Genomic DNA, 23,979 nt, shown 5'->3' with positions numbered 1-23,979 from the left:
GAGCCCAGACCGATGACCGACACCATTGTTTTGCCCGCCGCCGGCGCCATGACCGAAGCCGACATCGACCCGACCCTCGATCTGGTCGCCGAGATCGACCGTCTGCGCAAGGAACGCAACGCGGTGATCCTCGCCCATTACTATCAGGAGGGCGAGATTCAGGACCTGGCGGACTTCGTCGGCGACTCGCTCGATCTGTCGCGCAAGGCGGCGGCGACGGACGCCGATGTCATCGTGTTCTGCGGCGTGCGCTTCATGGGCGAGGTGGCCAAGATCCTGTCGCCGTCCAAGCTGGTGGTGATCCCCGACGCCGAGGCCGGCTGCTCGCTGGAGGAATCCTGCCGCGCCGAACCGTTCCGCGCCTTCCGGGAAAAGCACCCCGATCACATCGCGGTGACCTACATCAACTGTTCCGCCGAGGTGAAGGCGTTGTCCGACGTGATCGTCACCTCGTCCAATGCCGAGGCGATCATCCGCCAATTGCCCGCCGACCGGCCGATCCTGTTCGCGCCCGACCGCCATCTGGGCGCCTATATGCAGAAGAAGACCGGGCGCGAGATGACGCTGTGGCCGGGCTCCTGCATCATCCACGAGCAGTTCTCCGAGAAGGAGCTGGTCAAGCTGAAGGTCCGCCATCCCAAGGCGCTGGTGGCGGCGCACCCGGAATGCCCGGACGGCATCTTGAACCATGCCGACCATGTGGGCTCGACCCGCAACATCCTGGATTTCGTGCTGAACAGCCCGGCCAAGGAATTCATCATCGCCACCGAGCAGCACATCATCCACCAGATGAGCAAGGCGGCGCCGGAAAAGACCTTCATCCCGGCGCCCGGCGCCGATGGCGGCTGTTCGTGCTCCAACTGTCCGTTCATGGCAAGGAACACGCTGGAGAAGATCTATCTCTGCCTGAAGAACGACGCCCCCGCCATCACCGTGCCGGAGGAGTTGCGTGTCGCGGCCCTCAAGCCGCTGGAGCGCATGCTGGAGATGAGCAAGTCGGTTCCCATGTCGGGCGAGAAGACCAATGCGGCCTGAGGTTGACTGGGACGATGCCCGCCGGGTGATCCTGGCGGCGCTGGCCGAGGATACGGGGGCGGACAAGGGCGGCGAGGGCGAGGACATCACCTCGGCCTCGGTGATTCCCGCCGATCTGCGCTTCAAGGGTGTCATGGCGGCGCGCCACACCATGGTGATCGCCGGCATGCCGGTGGCGGAGGAGGTGTTCCGCCTGGTGGTGCCGGAGGCCCGCTTTACCGCTCTTGTCGCCGACGGCGACAAGGTGGAGGCCGGCACGGTGCTGGCCGAGATGGAGGGGCCGGCCCGCGGCCTGCTCACCGCCGAGCGCACCGCGCTGAATCTGCTGCAACTGCTGTCGGGCATCGCCACCCTGACCCGCCAGTACGTGGAGCGCATCGACGGCACCGGCTGCACCCTGCTGGACACCAGGAAGACCATTCCCGGCCTGCGGCGCCTCTCCAAGTACGCCACCCGCTGCGGTGGGGCCGCCAATCACCGCATGGGCCTTTATGACGGCGTGCTGATCAAGGACAACCACATCGCCGTCTGCGGCTCCGTCGCCGAGGCGGTGCGCCGCGCCAAGGCGCAAGGCAGGCCCAATATCGAGGCCGAGTGCGATACCCTGGATCAGGTGGCCGAGGCGGTCGCCGCCGGGGCCGACATCGTGCTGCTGGACAACATGGCGCCCGATATCCTGCGCCGGGCGGTGGCCATCGTGGCCGGCCGGGCCAAGACCGAGGCGTCGGGCGGCGTGACGCTCGACACCATCCGGGCCATCGCCGAGACCGGCGTGGATTTCGTCTCGGTGGGACGCATCACCCAATCGGCCCCGGCGGTCGATATCGGGCTGGACTGGAGCTGACATGACGCGTACCGCCGATCCCTACGATTTGCTGGTCGTCGGCTCGGGTGCCGCCGGCCTTTCGGTGGCCCTGGGCGTACTGGCCAACAATCCCAAGGCCCGCGTCGCGGTACTGGCCAAGAACGACCTGTCCGAGGGCAGCACCAAGTATGCCCAGGGCGGCATCGCCGCCGTGCTGGACGCCGCCGATTCCACAGAATCCCACATCGCCGACACGCTCAACGCCGGAGCGGGCATCTGCGTCGAGCCGGCGGTCCGTGCCGTGGTGGAGGGCGCGCCCGAGGCCATCCGCTGGCTGATCGAGTGCGGCGTGCTGTTCGACCATGAAGGCGGCGACCTGCACCTGACCCGCGAGGGCGGACATTCCCACCGCCGCATCGTCCATTCCGCCGACGCCACCGGCAAGGCGGTGGAACTGGCGCTGGAGGCCCGCATCCGCGCCAGCGGCGCCGATCTGTTCGAGCACCACAACGCCGTCGACCTGATCCGCGAGAAGCTGCCCCAGGGTCGCCAGGGCCGCTGTATCGGCGCCTACGCCCTGGACCGCCGCGACGGCCGCGTCCATCGCTTCGCCGCCCGCAACGTGGTGCTGGCCACCGGCGGCGCCGCGCGCGTCTATCTCTATTCCACCAATCCCGACGGCTCGACCGGCGACGGCATCGCCGTGGCATGGCGGGCCGGATGCCGGGTGGGCAACATGGAATTCTGCCAGTTCCACCCCACCAGCCTCTACCATCCCAAGGCCAAGTCCTTCCTCATTTCCGAGGCGGTACGGGGCGAGGGCGGGCTGCTGCTGCGGCCCGACGGCACCCGCTTCATGGACGAGTACGACCCGCGCGGCGAACTGGCGCCCCGCGATATCGTGGCGCGTGCCATCGACGACGTGATGAAGCGCGAGGGCTGTGATCATGTCTATCTGGATATCAGCCACAAGCCCGCCGAATTCATCACGGCTCATTTCCCCACCATTCACGCCGAATGTCTGAAATTCGGCATCGACATGACCCGGGAACCGCTGCCGGTGGTGCCCGCCGCCCATTACACCTGCGGCGGCGTGCTGACCGATCTGGCGGGCCGCACCGACGTGGAGAATCTCTACGCGGTGGGCGAGGTTTCCTTTACCGGCCTGCACGGCGCCAACCGCCTGGCATCCAACTCCCTGCTGGAGGCCCTGGTGGTGGGGGCGGCGGCGGCCCGCGACATCGCCGCCCATATGGGGACGGTCCCGGCCATTCCCGAGATCGCGCCGTGGGACGAGACCTGGGTCACCGATTCCGACGAGGAGGTGGTGGTGGCCCATAACTGGGACGAACTGCGCCGCTTCATGTGGGATTACGTGGGTATCGTGCGCTCCACCAAGCGTCTGGAACGGGCGCGCCACCGGGTCAAGCTGCTGAAGGACGAGATCGACGAGTATTACGGCAGCTTCCGCGTCACCTCCGACCTGCTGGAACTGCGCAATCTCAGCACCGTGGCCGACCTGATCATCCGCTCGGCCCTGGGGCGCCGGGAAAGCCGGGGACTGCACTTCACCATCGACTTCCCCACCCTGGACAGCATAGCGCCGCCCCAGAACACCATCCTGGTGCCCAAGAACTTCTCCATCCGCCGCGTCGACTGAAGCGAGGCCGTCCATGAACAACTCCGCCCGCCGCGTCGTCTTCCCCAAGGGAGCCACCGTGTTCGCCGAGGGCGAGCCGGGCACCACCGCCTATGTGGTGGAATCGGGACGGGTTTCGGTGTTCAAGACGGTCAAGGGCAAGCGGGTGGATATCGGCGACGTCACCCAGGGCGGCATCTTCGGCGAGATGGCGCTGATCGACGATCACCCGCGCATGGCCTCGGCGGTGGCCGAGGAGGAGACCGCCTGCGTGATCATCGGCAAGGAGCGCCTGTCCGAGCAGTTGGACAAGGCCCCCAGGGGCGTGCGGGTCATCGTCAACGCCCTGTTGGGCAACATCCGGGCCATGGGCGCCGAACTGGCCGAGGCCACGGTGATCCTCGCCCATGACGCGGAGTAGCCCGATCATGATGCGTCGCGCCTTTCTGGCCGGGCTGGTCCTCTTTCCCCTGGCCGCCGCCGCCGAGGAAAAGAAGAAAGAGGACAAGAAGAAGGACAGCAAGGGCGGGCCGCTGCCCATTCCGGCCAAGGGCCAGCGCTATGCGCGCCTGCCCACCATCGCCCTGGAACTGTGGGACGGCTACGGCAACTTCCACCTGTCCACCGTGGACCTGCTGCTGCTGGTGCCGGAAGAGGCCAAGATTTCCGAGAAGGTCGTCTCGGATAAGATGCGCAAGGTCCTGAACGGCATTCCCTACGAGGAATACATGAGCGGCAATCCAGCGCCGATGATCAAGGCCACCATGCTGGAACTGGTGCGCAAGGAGCCCGGCGGCGAGCAGACCATCGAGGTGCTGATCTCCAAAATGCTGTTCCGCTGAAATCCGAGTGACGGTCTGGGATTTAAGCGTCCCTTAACCGCGAAATGCTAGCGTGGCAGGGTTCGAAGGATTCCAGGCCCATGTCGCCCATGTCACTCCTGTTGCCCGATTTCATCGCCGAGGGCCTGGCCGATCCCAAGCGGCGGCGGCGGCTGGGCGATATCCTGGTGACGGTGATCTGCTGTCTTTGGCTGGCGCTGTCCACCTGGACGCTGTTCATCAACGACACACCCGACGAAATCTTCGACAACCATACCGGCAAGGCCATGCAGGAGCGCATGAAGGCCTGCGAGGGCAGCTTCCAGAAGCGCTACCAGTGCAAGCAGGCCCTGCTGCTGAACGGCGAGCGCTGGGGCTTCGCGGTGGCGCTGGACCGGGTTCTGCTGATCTGCGCCCCGGCCATTACCCTCTGGCTGGTGTGGGGCGCCATCAAGCGTCGCTGAAATTTCTTATCCCTTATTCCGACGACCGGTTGCCTGACGGCCGCGCCTGGGGCAAAGTCGAAACCTTCAAAAAACAAAATCAGAGGTTCCGCCATGGCTGCCATCACCCTCAAGGGCAATCCCATCAACACCAACGGCACCCTGCCGGCGGTGGGTTCGGCCGCCCCGGCCTTCTCGCTGACCAGCGTCGATCTGGCCGATGTCGGCCTGGATGCGGTGGCGGGCAAGACCGTGGTGCTGAACATCTTCCCGAGCATCGATACCCCGGTGTGCGCCGCCTCGGTGCGCCGCTTCAACGCCGAGCTGGACAAGCTGGGCAGCGTGGCGGTGCTGTGCGTCTCCGCCGACCTGCCCTTCGCCCACAAGCGCTTCTGCGGCGCCGAGGGCCTCGAGCGGGTGCAGTCGCTGTCCGACATGCGCGACAAGGGCTTCGGCGAGCGCTACGGCGTCAAGATCGTCGACGGCCCGCTGGCCGGTCTGCTGGCCCGCGCCGTGGTGGTGATCAAGGGCGGCAAGGTGACCTATTCCGAACTGGTCCCCGAGATCGCCCAGGAGCCCAATTACGACGCCGCCATCGCCGCCGCGAAGTAGGCAATCGACGCCATGACGGCCGCTCCTGGCGGAGGCAAGCGCAAGGCGCGCCGCGGCTTATGCCGCGAGAGTCAAGCAAAGCGTCCGGCGATTGAGGGACTTGCGGCAGATCAGTTTATTGATCTGCCGGTATAGAATCGAGAGCGGGCCGCTTCCGCCGGGAAGCGGCCCGTTTTCTATGTCAGGAGCCTGGTGGCGATCATCTGGATCAGGGCGCCCAGCGACAGGTCGAGCAGGACGAGCATGCCGGCGGCGCCGGGTTTGACCTCCAGGGCCTGGTGGGCGACATAGGCCTGATAGACCAGCACCACGATGGTCATGGCCATGTTGAGCAGCGCCATGCCGTGGCCCGGCGCCAGATGGATCAGCAGGCCGGTGGGCAGCAGCACCGCCATCTGGACCACCTGCGACCAGTTGTAGGCGACGATATAGCGCATGTAGAGGTGGGAGCGCTCGAGGCCTTCCGAGATGTGGCTCATGACCAGGGGAAAGGCGACGCAGCCGATGACGTAGGCGATCAGCTCCACCACCAGCGGCCGCAGCAGGTCCTCCTCGAAGGCTCCGTCCAGGGTCTGCAGCACCAGGAAACCGGGCAGGATCAGCGCCGGCCCCCAAAAGGAATTCCAGAAACCGCGCGGGCTGGCGTCGAACCAGATCAGCCCGGAGGGATCGCGCCGCGCCAGCCGCCAGGCGCCGTAAACTCCGGCGAAGATTTCGCCGGCCGTGCTCATGACGCCGCCGCCAGACAGATCAGGACGCGGCGGTATATTTCGGTCAGGGCTTCCATGTCGGCGACGGCCACGTGCTCGTCCGACTTGTGCATGGTCTGGCCGACCAGTCCGAACTCCACCACCGGGCAGTGGTTCTTGATGAAGCGGGCATCCGACGTGCCGCCCGAGGTGGAGAGCTCGGGCACGAGCCCCGTCACCTCGAAGGCGGCCTGGGCCAGGGCCTCGGACAGCGGGCCGGGCGGCGTCAGGAAGGATTCGCCCGAGACCTCGACCTTGACCTCCACCTCGCCGCCGGCCTGGGCCACGGTGTCCCTGATCCACTTTTCCAGCGAGGCGCCGGAATGCAGGTCGTTGAAGCGGATGTTGAATCCGGCGCGGGCCTCGGCGGGAATGACGTTGGTGGCCGGGTTGCCCACGTCCACCGTGGTCAGCGCCAGGGTCGAGGCCTGGAAGTGGGGCGTACCCTCGTCCAGCGGTGCCTCGGTCAGCCGGCGCAGGATGTCCAGCAGGCGGGGAATGGGATTGTCGGCCAGATGGGGATAGGCCGAATGCCCTTGCGTCCCGAATACGGTGAGGCGGCAATTGAGGCTGCCGCGCCGGCCGATCTTCATCATGTCGCCCAGCTTGCGGGGATTGGTGGGCTCGCCGACGATGCAGCAATCCACGCGCTCGCCGCGTGCCACCAGCCAGTCCAGCACCTTGACCGTGCCGTCCACCGCCGGGCCTTCCTCGTCGCCGGTGATCAGCAGCGACAGCGAGCCCCGGAGGCCACCCTCCGCCTTCAGCCGCGCCACGGCGGCAACGAAACAGGCGATGGCGCCCTTCATGTCGGCGGCGCCGCGCCCGAACAGCCGGCCCTGGTCCACCGCGCCGCCGAACGGCTCGGCCGTCCAGCCCTTGCCGGGCGGCACCACGTCGGTGTGGCCGGCGAAGCAGATATTGGGGCTCTCGCTCCCTAAGCGGGCATAGAGGTTCCTGATTTCCGGCCCGCCGGTCGCCGAACGGAGGTGATGGCAGGTGAAGCCCAGGCCTTCCAGGGCTTCGGCCAGCACGTCCAGCGCCCCGGCATCTTCCGGCGTGACGCTGGGGCAGCGGATCAGGGCCTGGGCCAGTTGGACGGGCTCGGACAGGTCCATCAGTCGCGCAGCAGCTCGTTGATGCCGACCTTGGAGCGGGTGCGCTCGTCCACGCGCTTGACGATGACGGCGCAGTAGAGGCCGGGGCCGGGGGTGCCGTCAGGGAAGGGCTTGCCCGGCATGGTGCCCGACACCACCACGGAATAGGCCGGCACGCGGCCCATGAACACCTCGCCGGTGGCGCGGTCGACGATCTTGGTGGAGGCGCCGATATAGACACCCATGGACAGCACCGCGCCGGTTTCGACGATGACACCCTCGGCCACCTCGGCGCGGGCGCCGATGAAGCAGTTGTCCTCGATGATCACCGGGCCGGCCTGCAGCGGCTCGAGCACGCCGCCGATGCCGGCGCCACCCGAGATGTGCACGTTCTTGCCGATCTGGGCGCAGGAGCCGACGGTGGCCCAGGTGTCGACCATGGTGCCGGAATCCACATAGGCGCCGAGATTGACGAAGCTGGGCATCAGCACCACGCCCGGCGCGATGAAGGCCGAGCGGCGCACCACGGCGTTGGGCACGGCGCGGAAGCCGGCATCGCGGAAGCGGGCATCGTCCCAGCCGGCGAACTTGGACGGCACCTTGTCGAACCACACGGAATCGCCGGGGCCGTTGCCGATGATCTGGTTGTCGGTGAGGCGGAAGGACAGCAGCACCGCCTTCTTCAGCCACTGGTTCACGGCCCACTTGCCGTCGGCGCCCTTGGTCGCGACGCGCAGCTTGCCGCAATCCAGGGCTTCCAGCACCGCCTCGACGGCGTCGCGCACTTCGCCCTTGGTCTGGAGGTTGATGCCGTCACGGGCCTCCCAGGCGGCGTCGATGGTCTTTTCAAGGGCGGCGAAGCTCATGGCGAAATCCTGCTGATGCGGTCGAAAAACGGGGTCCCGAACATACTCCGGGCGTGGCCCAAGTCAATGATACCCGGACTCAGTGGTGGTGATGGCCGGGGGTGTGCGGGTGGCCGTGCTCCATCTCCTCGGCCGAGGCGGCGCGGATGTCGGCCACCGTGCAGTCGAACACCAGCGCCATGCCGGCCAGGGGATGGTTGCCGTCCACCACCACCTTGCCGTCGGCGATGTCGGTGACCGAGAACAGCATGGTCTCGTCCTGGTTGCCGTCCATGACGCGCTCGAACTGCATGCCGACCTGGACGTTCTCGGGGAACAGCGAGGCCTCCTCGATGCTGACCAGTTCGGCGTCGTATTCGCCGAAGGCATCCTCGGGCTGCAGCTTGATGCACAGCTCGTGGCCGGCTTCCTTGCCCTCCAGGGATTCCTCCAGCCGGGGGAACAGGCCGCCGTAGCCGCCGTGCAGGTAGATGATGGGCTCGGACCCCTCGTCGACGATGTTGCCGTCGGCGTCGCTGACGCGGTAGCTGAGCGTGACGACGGTGTCCTTGGCGATGCGCATGTCAGTGTCTTTCGTCGATGAGAGAGGCGAGTGCGGCGGCCATGGCGGCCACCGGGGTCTTGAAGTCCGACGGGTCCGGCTGCCGGAACAGCCGCATGGTCGGGTACCAGGGTGACGTTAGCGGTTCGTCCTGCCAACGCCAATCGGAAACATAGCGCAGCAGCACCCAGACCGGGCGGCCCAGGGCTCCGGCAAGATGGGCCACCGAGGTATCGATGGTGATCACCAGGTCCAGATGGCTGATCACATGGGCGGTGTCGGCGAAGGATTTAAGCACCGGGCCGGCATCGCGCACCAGCCGTTCGAGTCCGGTGCGCTTCAGGTCCTCGGCGCGCGGCCCCAGTTGCAGCGAGTAGACGGTGACGTGGGGATCGCCCAGCAGCGGCAGCAGTTCCTCCAGCGGCCAAGAGCGATCGCGCGGCGTGGTCTTGCCCGCCCAGACCAGCCCCACCGCCAGCTTCTCGCCCGGTGTCGGCACGATGCGCAGATTGGGCCGCGGCGGCGCGGTCAGGTAGGGGATTGCGGCCGGGATGGCGTCGAAGCGGGTGCCCATCAGGTGGGGCAGGCTGGCCAGGGGCGCCCAGCAGTCATGGGCGGGCAGGGCGGCCCCCTTGGGCACCAGCGCCACCAGCCCGCCGAGGCCGGCGAACAGGTCGCTCTGCTCGGGCAGGCACTCCAGCACCACCTTGGCGCCGCGCCCGGCCAGCAGCGGGACGTAACGGACGAATTGCAGTGCGTCGCCGAAGCCCTGCTCCGACAGCAGCAGCACGGTGCGGCCGGCCGGGTCGTCGCCGGTCCAGCGCGGCCCCGGCAGTTCGCGGGCCGGATTGCGGGCCAGTTTGGTTCGCCACTCGTAGCCGGCGAAGCCCTTCTGGTAATCGCCGAGATAGAGATCGGCCAGGGCGAGGTCCCACTGGTACTCGGCATTGTCGGGCTCGGCCGCCGCCAGTTCGGCCAGCATGGCGCGGGCTTCGTCGTGCCGGCGCCGGTCGCGCAGCAGCAGGGCCAGATTGTAACGGTAGCCCCGGTTGTCGGGGACCAGGGCGACGGCCCGGCGCTGGGCGGCCTCGGCCTCTTCCAATTGCCCCAGGTCGCGCAGCGCGTTGCCCATGTTGGACAGGGTGGCGGCGTCCTCCGCCCCCACCGCCAGGGCGCGGCGATAGCTGACCACCGCCGCCTCGGGCTTGCCCAGGCGGCGCAGCACGGCGCCCAGGTTGGCGTGAGCCGAGGCCCAGCCGGGCTCCAGCAGGGCGGCGGCGGCGAAGCCCTGTTCGGCCGCCTCCATCTTTCCGTCGCGCCACGCCTGGGCGGCGGCGGCAAAGGCCTGTTGCGCCTGTGGCAAGGGTGTATCCACCGCCATGTCCTGCTCCCCTCCGATGCCCCATCTTTCCCGAGGATGGCGGCGGCGGCAAGAGGGGGGCTTGAACGGCATGCGGCCATCACAACATCAGCATAATAGAATATAGGAGGTGTGGATGCTGATCGATGGATTCCCGTCCGACGGGGTGGTGACGGTCAACCGGGTGGTGCTGCGCCCCGGCTATACGGTGGACGACCTGGAGGAGCGGGTGGCGTTGCTGTGCGAGAACGTCAAGACCTGGCACTCGGAAACCGGTTTCGTCGGCGGCTTCGTCTGCCTGAATTCGGGCATGATCTCCAACGAGGGCTCGACGGTGGGCCAGGCGGTGTCGTCGCCGCTGGCCGGGCGGGAAGCCCTGATCATCACCTTCTGGAAAAGCTTCGCCGAGCACGAGCAATCCCACCGCTCCTCCACCTTCCAGCCGCTGTTCCGGGACGTGCTGGACCTGTGCGAGAACGGCAACGAGGAAATCGCCTACACCATGCTGTGGCAGGGCAAGGCCTATGGGCCGGAACAGGCCGGGCTGGCCCGGGCGGCCAAGGGCGGGTGACTAAACCCAGCCCTTGCGGCGGAAGAAGATGTAGGGGACCACCGCCGACGCCACCGCCAGGATGATGGCGTAGGCATAGCCCCATTCCCATTGCAGCTCGGGGATGATCTTGAAGTTCATGCCGTACCAGCTCGCCACCAGGGTGGGCGGCAGGAACAGCACCGACATGATGGTGAACAGCTTGATCACCTGATTCTGCTGGATGCCGATCAGGCCCAGGGTGGCATCCAGCAGGAAGTTGATCTTGTTGCCCAGGAAGTCGGTGTATTCGGCCAGGGAGTGCAGGTCCTGATCGATGGCCCGCATCCGCTCGGTGGCGTTTTCCAGGCCCAGGGCGCCGTCGCCGTGGGGCAGGAAGGCGGTGGTGCGCTTCAGGCCCAGCAGGGTTTCCCGCGCCTTGCCCGAAAGGTCTCCGGTGCGGCCGATGGTGCGCAGCAACGCCTCCATCTCGCGCGAGCCGGCGCGGTGGCGGCGGTGATGGGCACCGCTGGGCTGGTGGAAGATACGGTGCGAGATGTTGTCCAGCCCGGCTCCCAAATCCTGCAGCACGTCGGCGATGCGGTCGACGATGGCTTCCAGCAGGCCCAGCAGCACGTCGCCGCCGTTGGCCGGGGGGGCCGAGGCCAAGGTCGCCGCGAAGGCGGCGATGGCGTGGGGCGTGGCCTGGCGCAGCGTCACCAGCAGGCCGGCGCTCAGGATGAAGGTCACGGCGCTGTTGCGCGGATCGAGGCCCGAAGCGCCGGTCAGCACCGGTACGGTCATTATCAGGGCGTCGCCGTGGCGCGACAGGCGCGACGACACCTCGATTTCCTGCTGGCGGTCGCGGGTGGGCAGGGTGAGGCCGGTGCGGGCCTCGACCAGGGCGGCTTCCTCGGCCGAGGGGTCGAGGAGATCGATCCACAGGGCATCGCGGGCCACGCCGTCGGCGCCACCCGTGACCACGCCACTGGCCGTGGCATGATAGGTGGTGATCATGCCGTTCCGGCGGCTTCCTGGTTGAGATCGGCCTTGGCCGGCGGGGCGACCTGGGCCGGCTCCGCGGCGCCGTTGCCCTTGGCGTGCTCCAGCGCCTTGACGGCACCGGACTTGCGCACCAGACGGCCTTCCATGGAGGCGCCGGCCTCGATCTCCAGGCTGTCCTGGATCACGTCGCCGGTGACCTTGGCCGACTTGGCGATCATCACCGATCCGGCATTGATCTTGCCGTTCAGCTCGCCGTGCACCTGCACCGTCTCGGCGGTAACCTCGCCGGTGATGCGGGCGCCCTCGCCCACCAGCAGGCGGTGGCAGGTGATGTCGCCTTCCACCTGACCGTCGATCTGCATCTCGCCCTGGGTGAAGATATTGCCGACGATGCGCACGTCGGCGCCGATCACCGACAGGGGCAGGCCGTTGCTGCCGTTGCGGGCCGCGTGACTGGCACCGGACACCGCCCCGAGGGCCCTACCAAGCTTTGGGAGCATTTTCACCTGCCGCGATGAATTTAAGGGGATCCTTGGCCACGTCGGCGACGCGAACCTCGTAATGCAGATGGGGGCCGGTGGAGCGTCCGGTGTTGCCCAACAGGCCGACCACCGTCGAGCGGCTCACCTTCTGGCCTTCCTTGACCTTGATGCGCGACATGTGGGCGTAGCGGGTGGTGACGCCGTTGCCGTGGTTGATCTCCACGATCAGGCCGTAGCCTTCCCACGGGCCGGCGAAATCCACCACGCCGTCGCCGGTGGCGTAGATGGGGGTGCCGAACGGCGCGCCCATATCGACGCCCTCGTGCACGCCGGTACGGCGGTTGAGCGGGTCGTTGCGGGTGCCGAAGCTGGAATTGATGTCGTATCCCTCGTGCAGCGGCTCGCCCAGCGGCATCTTCTGCATCACCGCCTTGATGCCGCTCCAGCGGTCCAGACGGTCCACCAGACCCGACAGGCCGGTATCGCTCGCCACCGTGTTGAGCGGAATGAACGGACCGCCGCGTCCGCCGGCATCGCGCTCGCGGCGCTCGAACAGGCGGGACGCGTCCAGGCCCAGGCGGGCCAGCAGCCGCTCGGTATCCGAGATGCGCGACTGGGCGGCGGCGTCGGTATTCTGCACCGCCTGGGAATAGGCGACGCGCAGGCGTTCCAGCGAGCCCTCCAGGCGGCGGACCTGCTCGCGCACCGCGCGGGCTTCCTCTCCGGCGGGCTGGCCGTCCTCGTTCCAGGCGGGCTCGGCGCCGCTCTTGGTCCGCTTGGCCGGCGCGGCCACCTTCTTGGGCGGCTGGTCCTTGGCCAGGGCGGCGTTGGTCTCGGCCAGCACCACGATGTTGGAGTGGACCATATCCACCTCGCGGGCGATATCGGCCACCATCTTCTGAGACGACGCCAGACGGTACTGGGCGGCGCGGGTGGCGGCCATCATCTCGTCCAGCTGACGTTCCTTGGCGGCGATCTCGTCGGGCTGGCGGGTCAGCAGGGCCGAGACGATGCCGGCCCATACGGTGACGCCGGCCACGATGCCCAACAGGACCATCTGCCGCTTGCGGGTGAAGGTGAAGTGCTCGGCGGTGCCGTTGGGGCGGCGGACGAAGACCTGCCACTCGGGAATCGCCCAGGACGCGGCCCGACGCAACGCCTTGAGCCGCTTTCCGGCTGTCGGTTTCAGTCGCTGCTCGGTCACTGTCCTGACGTCCCCCACGTTTCGGATGGCCTGCCTGCTCGCCAAGCGCGGCCAGTCTACCCAGCCCACCTGACATTAACCTATAGGTAAGAACTCCTTACATCGGTCCGGCCGATATTCCAAATCGAATCTGCCGATGACCGGCAAAAAACGCGTCACCTCGTTTCATTTCGCCACGCCGCCAGCAAGCCGCCCAGGCAGAGCAAAGCCAGGGCCAGAGCGGGCAGCAGGGCGATTTCTCGAATGCCGTCAACCGTGTAGTCGCCCTTCTCGGCGAAGCCCATCCAGCCCTGTCCGGCGGTGATGGAGCCGGGGGTCACCCGGCGGGGCTCGGGGACGCCGCCCTCGGCCAGCCAGGCCAGTCCGCCGCCGGTGGCCTTGGCGACGGGGGCCAGACGCTCGGGCGTGGCGGTCAGCTCGGCCAGCTCCACCGGGGCGGCATTGCCGGCGGCGGCCAGGGCGACACGGCCATCGGGAGTGGCGACCCGCCACAGGCCGGTCTGTCCGGCTTCGACGGCACCATGCGCCACGCCGTCGGCGTCGGGCTCCAGGGTCAGCGGCGCCTGGGCGCCGTCGGGGGCGGTGACGGTGGCCTCCAGCGGTCCGGTGGCGCCGCGCGCCGCCACGGACAGGCGCCCGCCTTCCGCCGAGGCGGTCAGGGCGTCCTCCTCCAGGTCCGGCTCCTTCATCAGCCAGTGGGCGAGGCGCCGGGTCATCTCGGCATGGGGACCGCCGCCCTCCCAGCCGCGCGCCCACAGCCACAGCGTGTCGGACAGCACCATGGCGACGCGGCCGTCGCCCACGCGGTCCAGAACCACCAGCGGCCGGTCGTCGATGCCGGTCAGCAAGGTGGTGCCCCTAGCGTTGCCCACTTCGATCTGGCGCATCCAACTGCCCCACGGCGCCTCGCCCGGCCTTGTGCCCGGCAGGCCGGCCATGACGGGATGGCGCCGGCCCGCCTCGGTGAGACGCGGGCGGAACTCCCTGTCCAGCCGCTTCCCGTTGGGAAGGGCGGGCAGCACCTCGGCCAGGGCGGATTCGGCGATGCTGTCCGCCTCGGCGAATTCCGGCCCCACGGCGGCCAGCAGGGCGCCGCCGTCCCGCACATAGCGGGCGAGGTTGCGGTAATAGGCCGCCGCCAGCACGCCGCGCCGGCGGTAGCGGTCGAAGATGATCAGGTCGAACTCGGAAAGCTCCTCCTCGAACAGCTCGCGCACCGGAAAGCTGATCAGGCTCATTTCGCGGATGGGAGTCTGGTCGTCCTTTTCCGGCGGCCGCAGGATGGTGAAGTGGACCAGGTCCACCGCCGGGTCGGACTTCAGAAGGTTGCGCCAGGTGCGCTCGCCGGCATGGGGCTCGCCCGACACCAGCAGCACCTTGAGCCGGTTGCGCACTCCCGAGATGGAGAGCGCCGTGCGGTTGTTGACCAGGGACAGCTCGCCCGGCCCCGGCTCCACCTCCAGCTCCACCACGTTGGCGCCGGCATGGCGGATGGGCACCTCCAGGGTGGCGTCGCGGTTGAGCGGCACGGTCAGCGCCGCCAGGGGCTTGCCGTCGACCCGCACGGCGACGACGGCTTCCCCCCTGCCGCCCTGGTCCTCGACCTTGAAGGACAGGGTGGCGCTCTCCCCCACCAGGGCGAAGGCGGGCGAGGCGCCGGGGACCAGCCGGCGGTCGCGCTCGGCCGGGTGGCCGGTCAGCAGGGTGTGGACCGGGGCGCCCAGCGAGCGCCCCAGATCGGCGGGCACGTCGTGGACGCGGCCGTCGGTGATCAGCGTCACCCCGGCCAACCGGCGGCGCGGCACATCGGCCAGGGCGCGCCCGGCCGCCTCGAACAGCCGTGTGCCGCGATCGGCGCCCGGTTCATTGCCCACCCGCTCGACCCGCACCTCCAACCCCGGCAGTTGGCCGAGGCGGCGGGTCAGGTCGTCCAGGGCGGTCTGGGTCTGGGCACGGCGTTCGCCGATGCCCTGAGACAGGGTCTCGTCCACCACCACCAGCGCCACGTCGGGCAGCAGGCTGCGGTTCTCAGCCAGCAGGCGGGGATTGGCCAGCGTCGCCAGCAGCACCGCCAGCACCAGGGCGCGGAGCCATGTGCCCGAGGCGTGCCGCCACAGGCCCACTCCCACCAGCAGCAAAGCGGCGGCTCCCAGCCCGGCGATCACCGGCCAGGGGAACAGCGGAGCGAAGGCGAGCGACGTATAGCTCATCGCTCATGCCCCTCAAGCGCCGGGCGGGGCCTTGCGGCCCCTTGGCTTCCGCGCTTCGGCTTCACCTTGCTCATCGCTTCAGCCTGTCCATGATGGCCGGCAGGTGGACCTGATCGGCCTTGTAATTGCCGGTCAGCGCATACATCACCAGATTGACGCCGAAGCGGTAGGCCATCTCGCGCTGGCGCTCGCCCCCCGGCACCACGGCGTGGAGGGGGCGTCCGCGCTCGTCCACCGCCCAGGCGGCCATCCAGTCGTTGCCGCCCAGCACCACCGGCGAGACGCCGTCATTGCCGGCTTCGGCCCCCTGGCTGACCCACAGGGTGGCGCCGTCCCAGCGCCCCGGCACGCTTTTCAGCAGGTAGAACGAGCGGGTCAGCACGTGGTCCGGTCCCATGGGGGCCAGGGGCGGCAGGGTCAGCCCGGCCACCAGGCGGCGCAGACGCTCCAGCTCGGCGGTATCGGGACCGGCGCCGGCCTGTCCCTCGTCGCCGGTGTCGAACAGGATCACGCCGCCCTTGGCCATGTAGGCGTTGAGCTTTTCCACCGCCTGCTCGGAGGGTTGCGGCTGGGTTGCGGTGATCCGCCAATAGAGCAGGGGAAAGAACAGCACCGGGTCGCGCTCGGGGTCCACCAGCATGGGCTCGGCCAGTTCGGCGGTGGAGCGCTCGGCCAGTCGCGCCGACAGCCCGCGCAGGCCGGCGAGGCACAGGCGGTCCATGGCGGCGTCGCGGGTGGTGACGCAGGCCAGACGGGTGCCGAGACCGGCCTCCAGGGCGAAGGACGCCGCCCGCGCCTCGGTTCCCGCGCACAATAGGGCGGCCAGGGCGGCGATCCGCCACAGCAGACCGCGCAGTGCCAGGGTGGCGGCCAGATCGGCCAGGGCCAGCACCAGGGCGGCCAGCAGCAGGGGGGGGCGGAAATCCCGGCCGGGCGGGCTCTRCYSTGGCGGATCTGGCGGCGGCGCCGGGCGGCGGCACCAGACGGCTGGCGGGGGGGAGGGCGGGGCCGAGATTGAAGGCGGCCCGCGCCTCGGCCGGGCCATAGAAGCCGGGTGGATGACGGGGCTGGGGAAGGGTGGCGGCCAGGGCGTCCCGCTCCATGGGGGCGGCGATGCCGGCGGCGGGGGCGAGGCGCCCCAGCCCGTCCAGCAGGTCGGCGGGTGCCAGCTTGCCCGTCTGGGCCGCCGTGCCGCTTCCCCCCTGGGACAGGGCGGTGAGGCGGCGCAGCATGTCGACGAACAGACCCGACAGGGCGAGGTTGCCCCATTCCGCATTGGCGCTGGTGTGGATCAGCACCACCCAGCCCCTGCCGCGCCGCAGGGCGGTGACCAGGGGGGTACCGTCGGTCAGCGACGCCCAGGTACGCTGCGCCAGCTCCAGTCCGGGCTCGGCCAGCACCTGCGACCGGATTTCCACGTCGTCGGGGATGGCGAGGCCATGGAAGGGCGACGTTTCGGGGAAGGGGGCGAGGCGCATGGGCGTCGTCCACGACAGCACGCCGCCCAGGGCGCGCCCGCCCGAGAGCAGGGGGACGGGAAGCAGCGGGTCGCCGACGGCGCCTTGGGCGACCAGCGGCCCGGCGAAACGCACCAGCACGCCGCCCTGCTCGACCCTTGCGGCCAGCTTGAAGGCGGTGGGGCCGGTGGGCAGGGGCAGATCGGCCAGGATGATCACGTCGAGCGCCGGATCGGCGGCCAACTCCGCCGCCTCGCCCCGCTTCAGCTCGGCATGGGGCGCCAGGGCCCGCTCCACGTAATAGAGGCGGTCGAGCAGCGGCGCCGACGAGGGATCGCCGCCGGCCATCCCCACCGAGCGCCGCCGGCTGCTTTCATCCAGCAGCAGGGTGGCGCCGGCCGAATGCTCGCCCTCGATCTCCAGGCGGGTCAGCCGGTTGCGCAGCGCGGTAGGCAGGTCGACGGTGATCTGGGCGGTGGCGCGGCCGGGCTCGAAGCGGCCTTCGCCCCGGGCCAGCACCACGCCCTTGGCATCCAGCGCCCGCACCGCCACCGGCTCGGCCTCCGGTGCCGGCAGGCGGCGGGCGATGGGGGCCAAACGCTCGGCGGAGGCGCCGGCCTCGGGCGGCAGCAGCAGACGGCCGCTCCTGCCCGTCACCACATCCAGTTCCCCTCCCAGGCCCTGCAGCCGGCGGGCCAGGGCGGCATCAGCCGGGTCGGCCAGTCCGTCGCTCAGCCATACCACCCGCCCGGCGCGGTCAAAGGACAGGGAGTCCAGCGCCTTGACGGCGGCAGCGCGGTCGGTGGGCCACGGCCGGGGCTCCATGCCCGCCGCCAGGGTGCGGGCCTCGGCGGCCGGCATCAGCCTGCCCAGGGTGATGGGGCCGCCATCGGCGGGCGGCGCGGTGTTCAGCAGCAGGACCGGGCGGCCGGTGCGCTCGGCGGCGGCCAGCAATCCGTCCAGATGGTCGTGGCGCCGGTCCCAGTCCCGCGCCGAGGCCCAGCCGTCGTCGATCACCACCAGTAGCGGCCCTTCACCCTCGCCGACGGGGCGGGAGTCCAGGCTGGGGCCGGCGGCGGCCAGGATCAGCAGGGCGGCGAGGATCAGGCGCAGCAGCAATAGCCAGAACGGCGTGGTCTCCGTCTGTCGCCGGGCGGTGTCAAGGCCCAGCAGCAAGGGCAAGGCGGGAAACGCCACCTTGCGGGGGCGGGGCGGCGTCACCCGCAGCAACCGCCACAGCAGCGGCAGGCCGGCCAGCAGCGCCAGCGCCCAGGGGGCGGCGAAGGCGAAGCCGGGCAGCAGGGTCATGGGGCCTGCCCCCCCACTTTCTGGGCCAAGGCCAGCAGACAGGCGGCGGCCGGGCGATCGGTGCGGTGGGTGGCGAAACTCCATCCCAGCCCCCGCGCCATGGCGGCCAGCCCGTCGCGCTGGGCGGTCAGCCGCCGCCGGTAGTCGTCGCGCAGGTCCTCGGCCCGGCCGGTCTCCAGCTCCCCTTCGCCCTCCAGGCCCTGGAAGCGCAGGCGGCCGGCATAGGGCAGGGTTTCCTCGGCGGGGTCCAGCACCTGCAGAAGATGGCCGCCGGCCCCCAGTCCGGCCAGTGCTTCCATGCGGGCCTGAATCTGGGGCAGGGGATCGAGGAAGTCGCCGGCCAGGACCAGGGTGGCGTGGCGGGGCAGGCGATCCGGCGGGGCGGGCGGCGCGTCGGCGGCGCGTTCCAGGGCGTCGGCCAGCCGGGACAGCGCCCCGTTGCCCCAGCAGGGCGGCGCGGTGCCGGCCAGCGGCGCCACCCGTTCGCCGCCCTTGAGAGCCAAGGCGGCCAGGGCGAGGATCAGCAGACGGGCGCGGGAGTGCTTGGTGGGCAGGCCGGTGTCGGAGCGCCAGTGCATGGAGGGCGAGCCGTCCAGCCACAGCCAGACGGTCTGCGACGCCGCCCATTCGGTCTCGCGCACATAAAGATGGTCGGAGCGGGCCGAGCGGCGCCAGTCGATGGCTCCGGCCCCGTCGCCCGGCTGGGCCCGGCGGTACTGCCAGAAGGCATCGCCCGAGCCGGCCCGGCGGCGGCCGTGGGTTCCCTGGGCGACCGATTGCGCCACGCGCTCGGCCTCGACCAGCAACGGCGGAAAGCGCGAGGCCAGCTCCTCGGCCCGCAGCTCGGCCTGTCCGCCACTCCCCTGTCGTCCTGAACCCGTCGCGCCGATCATCCGGTCCTGCCTTGGGATTGAAGGAAGGCAAGTCTAGTGGCATTGCCACGGCGCGTCACCCCGAACGACAGGACGGCGGCAGGGGCGTGTCTTTCACCACGAAGGCGCGAAGGCGCGAAGGCGCGAAGGCACGAAGGAGAGGGAAGGAAAAAGAAGGAGATTTCTTCCTTCCTCGTGTCCTTCCCTTTTCTTCGTGCCTTCGTGGTGACGCGATCTGGCCGCTCGAAATGCTGCCGACAGCGTGGATCTACGAATCACCCATCTTGAGGGCGGCCAGGAAGGCGGATTGCGGAATCTCCACCTTGCCGAACTGGCGCATGCGCTTTTTGCCTTCCTTCTGCTTCTCCAGCAGCTTGCGCTTGCGGGTGGCGTCGCCGCCATAGCATTTGGCGGTCACGTCCTTGCGCAAGGCGCTGATGCTTTCGCGCGCCACGATGCGCCCGCCGATGGCGGCCTGGATGGCGATCTGGAACATCTGGCGCGGAATCAGTTCCTTGAGGCGGGTGCAGATGCCCCGGCCCCGGCTCTCGGCGTTGGCGCGGTGGACCACGAAGGAGAGCGCATCCACCGGCTCGGCATTGACCAGGATGGAGACCTTGACCAGATCGGACTGGGCGTAGCTGTCCACTTCGTAGTCGAAGCTGGCATAGCCCCGGCTGATGGATTTCAGGCGGTCGTAGAAGTCGAACACCACCTCGTTGAGCGGCAGCTTGTAGACCGCCATGGCGCGCGAACCCGCATAGGTCAGGTCGATCTGCTGGCCGCGCCGCTCGGTGCAGAGCGTCAGCACGGGCCCCAGGTATTCGTCGGGGACCATGATGGTGGCCTTGATCCACGGCTCTTCCATGTGGTCGATGCGGGCCGGATCGGGCATGTCGGCGGGATTGTGCAGTTCTTCCATCTCGCCGTTGGTCTTGTGGACGCGATAGACCACGGACGGCGCGGTGGTGATCAGGTCGAGGTTGAACTCGCGCTCGAGCCGCTCCTGGATGATCTCCAGGTGCAAAAGGCCGAGGAAGCCGCAGCGGAAGCCGAAGCCGAGCGCCGCCGAGGTCTCGGGCTCGTACTGGAAGCTGGCGTCGTTGAGGCGCAGCTTGGCGAGGCTGTCGCGCAAATCCTCGTAATCGGCGGCGTCGATGGGGAACAGGCCGCACCACACCACCGGCACACTGGGCTTGAAACCGGGCAGCGGGGTCTCGGCGGGCTTCCTGTCGTCGGTGACGGTGTCGCCCACCTTGGTGTCGGCCACCGCCTTGATGGCGGCGGTGAAGAAGCCCATCTCGCCGGGGCGCAACTCGGTGGTCTGCACCAGCTTGGGCGTGAAATAGCCGCAGGAATCCACCTGATAGGCGGCTTCGGTGGCCATCATGCGGATCTTCTGGCCCTTCTTCAGGACGCCGTTCTTGATGCGCACCAGGATGATGACGCCGAGATAGGGGTCGTACCAGGAATCCACCAGCAAAGCCTGCAGCGGCGCGTCGGCATCGCCTTCGGGGCAGGGCAGGCGGTTGACCAGGGCTTCCAGCACGTCGCCGATGCCGATGCCGGTCTTGGCCGAGATCATCACCGCGTCCGAGGTATCCAGGCCGATGACGTCCTCGATCTGCTGCTTGACGCGCTCGGGCTCGGCCGCCGGCAGGTCGATCTTGTTGAGGACCGGCACCACTTCATGGCCGGCATCCAGGGCGTGATAGACGTTGGCCAGGGTCTGGGCCTCGACTCCTTGCGAGGCGTCGACCACCAGCAGCGAGCCCTCGCAGGCGGCCAGCGAGCGGGAGACCTCGTAGGCGAAGTCCACGTGGCCGGGGGTGTCCATCAGGTTCAACTGGTAGGTCTTGCCGTCCTTGGCCTTGTATTCCAGCCGCACGGTCTGGGCCTTGATGGTGATGCCGCGCTCGCGCTCGATATCCATGGAATCGAGCATCTGCTCCTTCATCTCGCGCGCCTCGATGGCGCCGCAGGCCTGGATCAGGCGATCGGCCAGGGTGGATTTGCCGTGGTCGATATGGGCGACGATGGAGAAATTGCGGATATGGGTGAGCTTGGTCATGGAAGGCAATCAACTTGAGTCGGGGCTGCCGGACCATAGTGCGCGGCGCCCGTTTTGGGAAGCTACTTGCTGTCGGGATCGTCCAGCCAATGGGGTTCGATCACCTGGCGGGTCTTGCGGGTTTCGGCCAGTTTGCGCACATGGCCGAGATTCTTGGCCGCCACCTTGGCCGGTCCCTTGGCGCCGTGGTTCTGGAACACCTCCAGCGCGGCGGCCAGCGCCTGTTCCGCCTCGGTCAGATGGCCGGCGCCTGTGGAATGACGGTCCAGCAGGAACAGGGCCGAGCCGAGCGTGTTCTGGGTCGCCGCCCAGGCCAGCGGCCCGCGCTCGCGCGTTCTGATCTCCAGCACCGAATGGCAGGCGTCGATGGAGCGCTTCAGGACCTCGGTGCTCTTCAACTGGTCGCCATAGACTTCCAGAACCTGGGCGATGTTGTGCATGACCTCGGCCCAGCGCTGAGGCGTCTCGGTGCGGGAATAGACCTGCAGCGTGGCCTGCAGCGCCTGCACCGATTCGCGCAGCAACTCGGTCTGGCCGGTCTTGAGGTCGAGACGATAGAGCGCCACCCCCAGCCGCACCTGGGCCGAGGCCCATTCCTGCGGCATCAGGGCGCGGGGCAGGCATTCCACCGCCTGACGCCATTCCTTGATGGCTTCCTCCAGCAAGGGCGCGGGGTCCTTGGACCGTTCCGCCTTGGCCGACAGCACCGCGCCGATATGCTTGTGGATCAGCCCGGTCTCCCAGGTGGGGTCGGTGCGGGCCAGACGCCGCTGGGCCTGACGGTAGGCGTTGATGGCCTTGTCGAACCACAGGTTGGTTTCCTCCGCCGGCACCACCATGGCGTTGATGGTGGCGACATGGCCGAACACCAGCTGGCACGAGCGCTGCTGTCCCATGGACATCTGCACCGGCGGCTTGGCGGCCAGACTCTCCACCTGAGCGGCGGCGGCGGGCATCAGGCGGCGGATGGAGTTGCGGTGCGCCTCGGTGGGGACCTCCACGGCGGCGAGGCAGGCGGCATAGAGCAGGTTGGACGGTCCCTCGCCCAGCTCGGCGGGCAGCTCGATGCGGGTGGTGGTGCCGAACGAGGCGGCGCGCTCGTCGTCATTGCTGGCGGTGGCGAGGCGCAGACGATAGCCGTCCTTGCCGAACTCGCCCCATACCAGCAGATCGGCGTCCTCCTCGGCCACCGCGTGCCTTGTGTTGAGCGACACGCCGGCCACCAGGGCCGGGTCGTCCAGGCGGTCCAGCTGGTAGACGCGCGGCACCGCCTTGACCTTGAAGGCCGGGCGGGCGTTGAGGACCTGATTGAGCTGGGTGGCCGCCTGCCCATCGGCATCGCCGGACAGCGCCGCCACCAAGATGGTGAAGGACGGCCCCTCGGCGGCGACGGGAACCGGAACCGGCTGGGGCGGCTGGGCGGACTTGGGCTTGAACAGGCTGACCAGCAGTTCCAGCAGGCCGCCGCTCCTGGCGCCGTCGGCGGCGGGGGCGGCAGCGGGGACGGCCGCCGGGGCCTCGGACTCGGCGGCGGGAGCTTCCGGTTCGGCCTGGGCGGGCTTGGACGCAGCGCCCCGCATGGCCGCGAGGTCGCGCGCCCGGCGCTGCAGTTCCGCCCTTCTGTCGTTGGGATCGTCCGCCATGCTTCACCGTATACGGGAGTGCGGCGGGAACGGCAACTGGTCTGGCTGCTTTCGGCGCCTCGGGCCGGGGGGCGGAGGGCTTGTCGCCGGCTTTCGGTGCCGAAGTGTCACGGGACTGGGTCTTGTTGTGTCAGATTAAAGGCTGGATTCAGAATATAAATAGAATCATTGCGCATATTGTTGCGCCGCACAAGAGGTCTATGGCGAATGTCGCTGTATGTGGCCGTAAAATGATGGTGTGGAAGCCATTGTCGTTGATTTGGCTGGTTATTTCTCTGTGGTGCAGTAATTATCCGAATTAATATGACTGGAATGTAAATGAAGATGTAGCGTTAGTGACTGAAGAATGGGGGAATCTCCCAATTGCATGCTTCGAAGAGTCTGGGCTAATGAGTCGGCATGGCGGTTTGGTTTGCCGAAGTGGTTGGTTCTGGTCGCGGGAACACTTACGGCATAGATCGATTATTCGCTATATATACAGTATGTCATACTGAGGTCTCGACCAAAGCCTTGAAAGGCCGTGATATCCTCTCCGAGGGACTGAGTGATCACGGTATTGGTGGCGGTGATGAATGGTGATCGGGCGGCTGTTCGGACTGTGCTGGTTGACGATCACGGGATTGTGCGGACGGCGATCCGGCGCGCCTTGGAGGGCATGGCGTGGATCGACGTGGTCGGCGAGGCCGATGACGGCGTGGCGGCAATTCGCCTGATCGCCGACGCCAAGCCCGATCTGATCATCCTGGATCTTTCCATGCCGGGGCTTGATGGGATGGACATCATTCCCCTGGTGAAGCGGCGCAGCCCGACCAGTCGGATCGTCGTGCTGACCGGGACGCAGGACGGGGCGACCATGAAGCGGGCCTTCGCCCTGGGAGCCGACGCCTACACCTTGAAGGCGGGCGGCTGGCAGGACCTGGAGATGGCCATCGCCGAGGTGGTGGCCGGCCGGCGTTACGTGTCGCCTTCGGCCCGTCTGGTGCTGGACATGGGCGAGGAGGGGCCGGCATCGGCCGTCGGCGCGGTGGCGCCGCTTTCGGGGCGCGAGCGTCAGGTGCTGAAACTGCTGGCCGAGGGCTACACCAACCAGAAGGTGGCGGGAATTCTGGGGATCAGCGTCAAGACGGTGGACCGGCACCGCGAGAACATCATGAACAAGTTGGGGGTGAGGACACCGGTGGCCCTGGCGGCCATCGCCCTGCGGGAGGGGCTGGTGGTGTGATTTCAGCG

Annotated in this window: 22 protein-coding genes and 1 pseudogene; 9 read left to right on the top strand and 14 right to left on the bottom strand. The window is 68.5% G+C overall.

Going from position 1 to position 23,979, the window contains the following annotated elements; all coding sequences use genetic code 11:
- Positions 1-12 precede the first annotated feature (12 nt).
- From nadA to tpx, 7 genes are all read left to right on the top strand, one after another.
- Positions 13-1,035 carry a quinolinate synthase NadA gene (nadA, locus tag CP958_RS13630; RefSeq protein WP_197706405.1) on the top strand — a complete coding sequence of 341 codons (1,023 nt, stop codon included), beginning with the start codon at positions 13-15 and terminating at the stop codon, positions 1,033-1,035.
- On the top strand, positions 1,025-1,879 hold the full coding sequence (gene nadC, locus CP958_RS13625; RefSeq protein ID WP_096702496.1) for a carboxylating nicotinate-nucleotide diphosphorylase: 855 nt from the start codon (positions 1,025-1,027) through the stop codon (positions 1,877-1,879). The genes nadA and nadC overlap by 11 nt, the downstream gene beginning before the upstream one ends.
- 1 nt (position 1,880) lies before the next feature.
- Positions 1,881-3,500, top strand: coding sequence for an L-aspartate oxidase (nadB, locus tag CP958_RS13620; protein ID WP_096702495.1), 1,620 nt, complete (start codon positions 1,881-1,883; stop codon positions 3,498-3,500).
- A gap of 13 nt (positions 3,501-3,513) precedes the next feature.
- Positions 3,514-3,900 (top strand): cyclic nucleotide-binding domain-containing protein, encoded by a 387-nt coding sequence (locus CP958_RS13615; RefSeq protein ID WP_096702494.1) that lies wholly within the window; start codon positions 3,514-3,516, stop codon positions 3,898-3,900.
- A 7-nt stretch (positions 3,901-3,907) separates the two neighbouring features.
- Positions 3,908-4,321, top strand: coding sequence for a hypothetical protein (locus CP958_RS13610; protein WP_096702493.1), 414 nt, complete (start codon positions 3,908-3,910; stop codon positions 4,319-4,321).
- An 80-nt stretch (positions 4,322-4,401) separates the two neighbouring features.
- Entirely contained in the window at positions 4,402-4,764 is a 363-nt protein-coding gene (locus CP958_RS13605) for a hypothetical protein (protein ID WP_096702492.1), read from the top strand.
- Between the two features lie 93 nt (positions 4,765-4,857).
- Positions 4,858-5,355 carry a thiol peroxidase gene (tpx, locus tag CP958_RS13600; RefSeq protein ID WP_096702491.1) on the top strand — a complete coding sequence of 166 codons (498 nt, stop codon included), beginning with the start codon at positions 4,858-4,860 and terminating at the stop codon, positions 5,353-5,355.
- A gap of 176 nt (positions 5,356-5,531) precedes the next feature.
- Here the strand turns inward: tpx and CP958_RS13595 are convergent, their stop codons facing one another.
- The 5 genes from CP958_RS13595 to CP958_RS13575 all read right to left on the bottom strand — a co-directional run bounded on the left by CP958_RS13595 (position 5,532) and on the right by CP958_RS13575 (position 9,989).
- The gene (locus tag CP958_RS13595) at positions 5,532-6,086 is read right to left on the bottom strand and encodes a hypothetical protein (protein ID WP_096702490.1); all 555 of its coding nucleotides are present in this window, start codon (positions 6,084-6,086) and stop codon (positions 5,532-5,534) included.
- Positions 6,083-7,222 (bottom strand): succinyl-diaminopimelate desuccinylase, encoded by a 1,140-nt coding sequence (gene dapE, locus CP958_RS13590; protein WP_096702489.1) that lies wholly within the window; start codon positions 7,220-7,222, stop codon positions 6,083-6,085. Before dapE ends, CP958_RS13595 begins: the two co-directional genes overlap by 4 nt.
- Positions 7,222-8,067 carry a 2,3,4,5-tetrahydropyridine-2,6-dicarboxylate N-succinyltransferase gene (gene dapD, locus CP958_RS13585; protein WP_096702488.1) on the bottom strand — a complete coding sequence of 282 codons (846 nt, stop codon included), beginning with the start codon at positions 8,065-8,067 and terminating at the stop codon, positions 7,222-7,224. The genes dapE and dapD overlap by 1 nt, the downstream gene beginning before the upstream one ends.
- A gap of 79 nt (positions 8,068-8,146) precedes the next feature.
- Entirely contained in the window at positions 8,147-8,629 is a 483-nt protein-coding gene (locus tag CP958_RS13580; protein ID WP_096702487.1) for a peptidylprolyl isomerase, read from the bottom strand.
- Between the two features lies 1 nt (position 8,630).
- Positions 8,631-9,989: a tetratricopeptide repeat protein gene (locus CP958_RS13575; RefSeq protein ID WP_096702486.1), complete on the bottom strand. Its 1,359-nt coding sequence runs from the start codon at positions 9,987-9,989 to the stop codon at positions 8,631-8,633.
- Between the two features lie 115 nt (positions 9,990-10,104).
- Here CP958_RS13575 and CP958_RS13570 point away from each other — a divergent pair, with 115 nt between their 5' ends.
- The gene (locus CP958_RS13570; RefSeq protein ID WP_096702485.1) at positions 10,105-10,539 is read left to right on the top strand and encodes a ligand-binding protein SH3; all 435 of its coding nucleotides are present in this window, start codon (positions 10,105-10,107) and stop codon (positions 10,537-10,539) included.
- Here CP958_RS13570 and CP958_RS13565 read toward each other — a convergent pair whose 3' ends face one another.
- The 9 genes and pseudogenes from CP958_RS13565 to CP958_RS13530 form a co-directional block, all read right to left on the bottom strand.
- Positions 10,540-11,514, bottom strand: coding sequence for a magnesium transporter CorA family protein (locus tag CP958_RS13565; RefSeq protein WP_096702484.1), 975 nt, complete (start codon positions 11,512-11,514; stop codon positions 10,540-10,542).
- Positions 11,511-11,969 carry a polymer-forming cytoskeletal protein gene (locus tag CP958_RS13560; RefSeq protein ID WP_096702483.1) on the bottom strand — a complete coding sequence of 153 codons (459 nt, stop codon included), beginning with the start codon at positions 11,967-11,969 and terminating at the stop codon, positions 11,511-11,513. The genes CP958_RS13565 and CP958_RS13560 overlap by 4 nt, the downstream gene beginning before the upstream one ends.
- Before the next feature lie 13 nt (positions 11,970-11,982).
- Positions 11,983-13,188, bottom strand: a complete 1,206-nt coding sequence (locus CP958_RS13555; protein ID WP_242442890.1) for a M23 family metallopeptidase — start codon at positions 13,186-13,188, stop codon at positions 11,983-11,985.
- 155 nt (positions 13,189-13,343) lie between these two features.
- Positions 13,344-15,398, bottom strand: coding sequence for a hypothetical protein (locus tag CP958_RS13550; RefSeq protein WP_096702482.1), 2,055 nt, complete (start codon positions 15,396-15,398; stop codon positions 13,344-13,346).
- 70 nt (positions 15,399-15,468) lie between these two features.
- Complete coding sequence (locus CP958_RS27005; protein ID WP_242442920.1) at positions 15,469-16,119, bottom strand: DUF4159 domain-containing protein; 651 nt, start codon at positions 16,117-16,119, stop codon at positions 15,469-15,471.
- Positions 16,120-17,965: 1,846 nt separating this feature from the next.
- Positions 17,966-18,163: pseudogene (locus tag CP958_RS26995) on the bottom strand (BatA domain-containing protein); the annotation flags it as partial.
- Positions 18,160-19,056 (bottom strand): DUF58 domain-containing protein, encoded by an 897-nt coding sequence (locus CP958_RS13540; RefSeq protein ID WP_096702481.1) that lies wholly within the window; start codon positions 19,054-19,056, stop codon positions 18,160-18,162. The gene CP958_RS13540 and the pseudogene CP958_RS26995, both read right to left, overlap by 4 nt.
- Before the next feature lie 247 nt (positions 19,057-19,303).
- Positions 19,304-21,106, bottom strand: a complete 1,803-nt coding sequence (gene lepA / locus CP958_RS13535; protein ID WP_096702480.1) for a translation elongation factor 4 — start codon at positions 21,104-21,106, stop codon at positions 19,304-19,306.
- A 62-nt stretch (positions 21,107-21,168) separates the two neighbouring features.
- Positions 21,169-22,749 carry a hypothetical protein gene (locus CP958_RS13530; RefSeq protein ID WP_096702479.1) on the bottom strand — a complete coding sequence of 527 codons (1,581 nt, stop codon included), beginning with the start codon at positions 22,747-22,749 and terminating at the stop codon, positions 21,169-21,171.
- Between the two features lie 544 nt (positions 22,750-23,293).
- Between CP958_RS13530 and CP958_RS13525 the strand changes: the two genes are divergently transcribed.
- Complete coding sequence (locus CP958_RS13525) at positions 23,294-23,971, top strand: response regulator transcription factor (protein ID WP_096702478.1); 678 nt, start codon at positions 23,294-23,296, stop codon at positions 23,969-23,971.
- Positions 23,972-23,979 lie beyond the last annotated feature (8 nt).

The organism is Magnetospirillum sp. 15-1 (genome assembly GCF_900184795.1).
Taxonomy (GTDB): Bacteria; Pseudomonadota; Alphaproteobacteria; order Rhodospirillales; family Magnetospirillaceae; genus Phaeospirillum.
The sequence above is the reverse complement of the archived record's forward strand: the minus strand, read 5'-3'. Positions and strand labels throughout refer to the sequence as shown.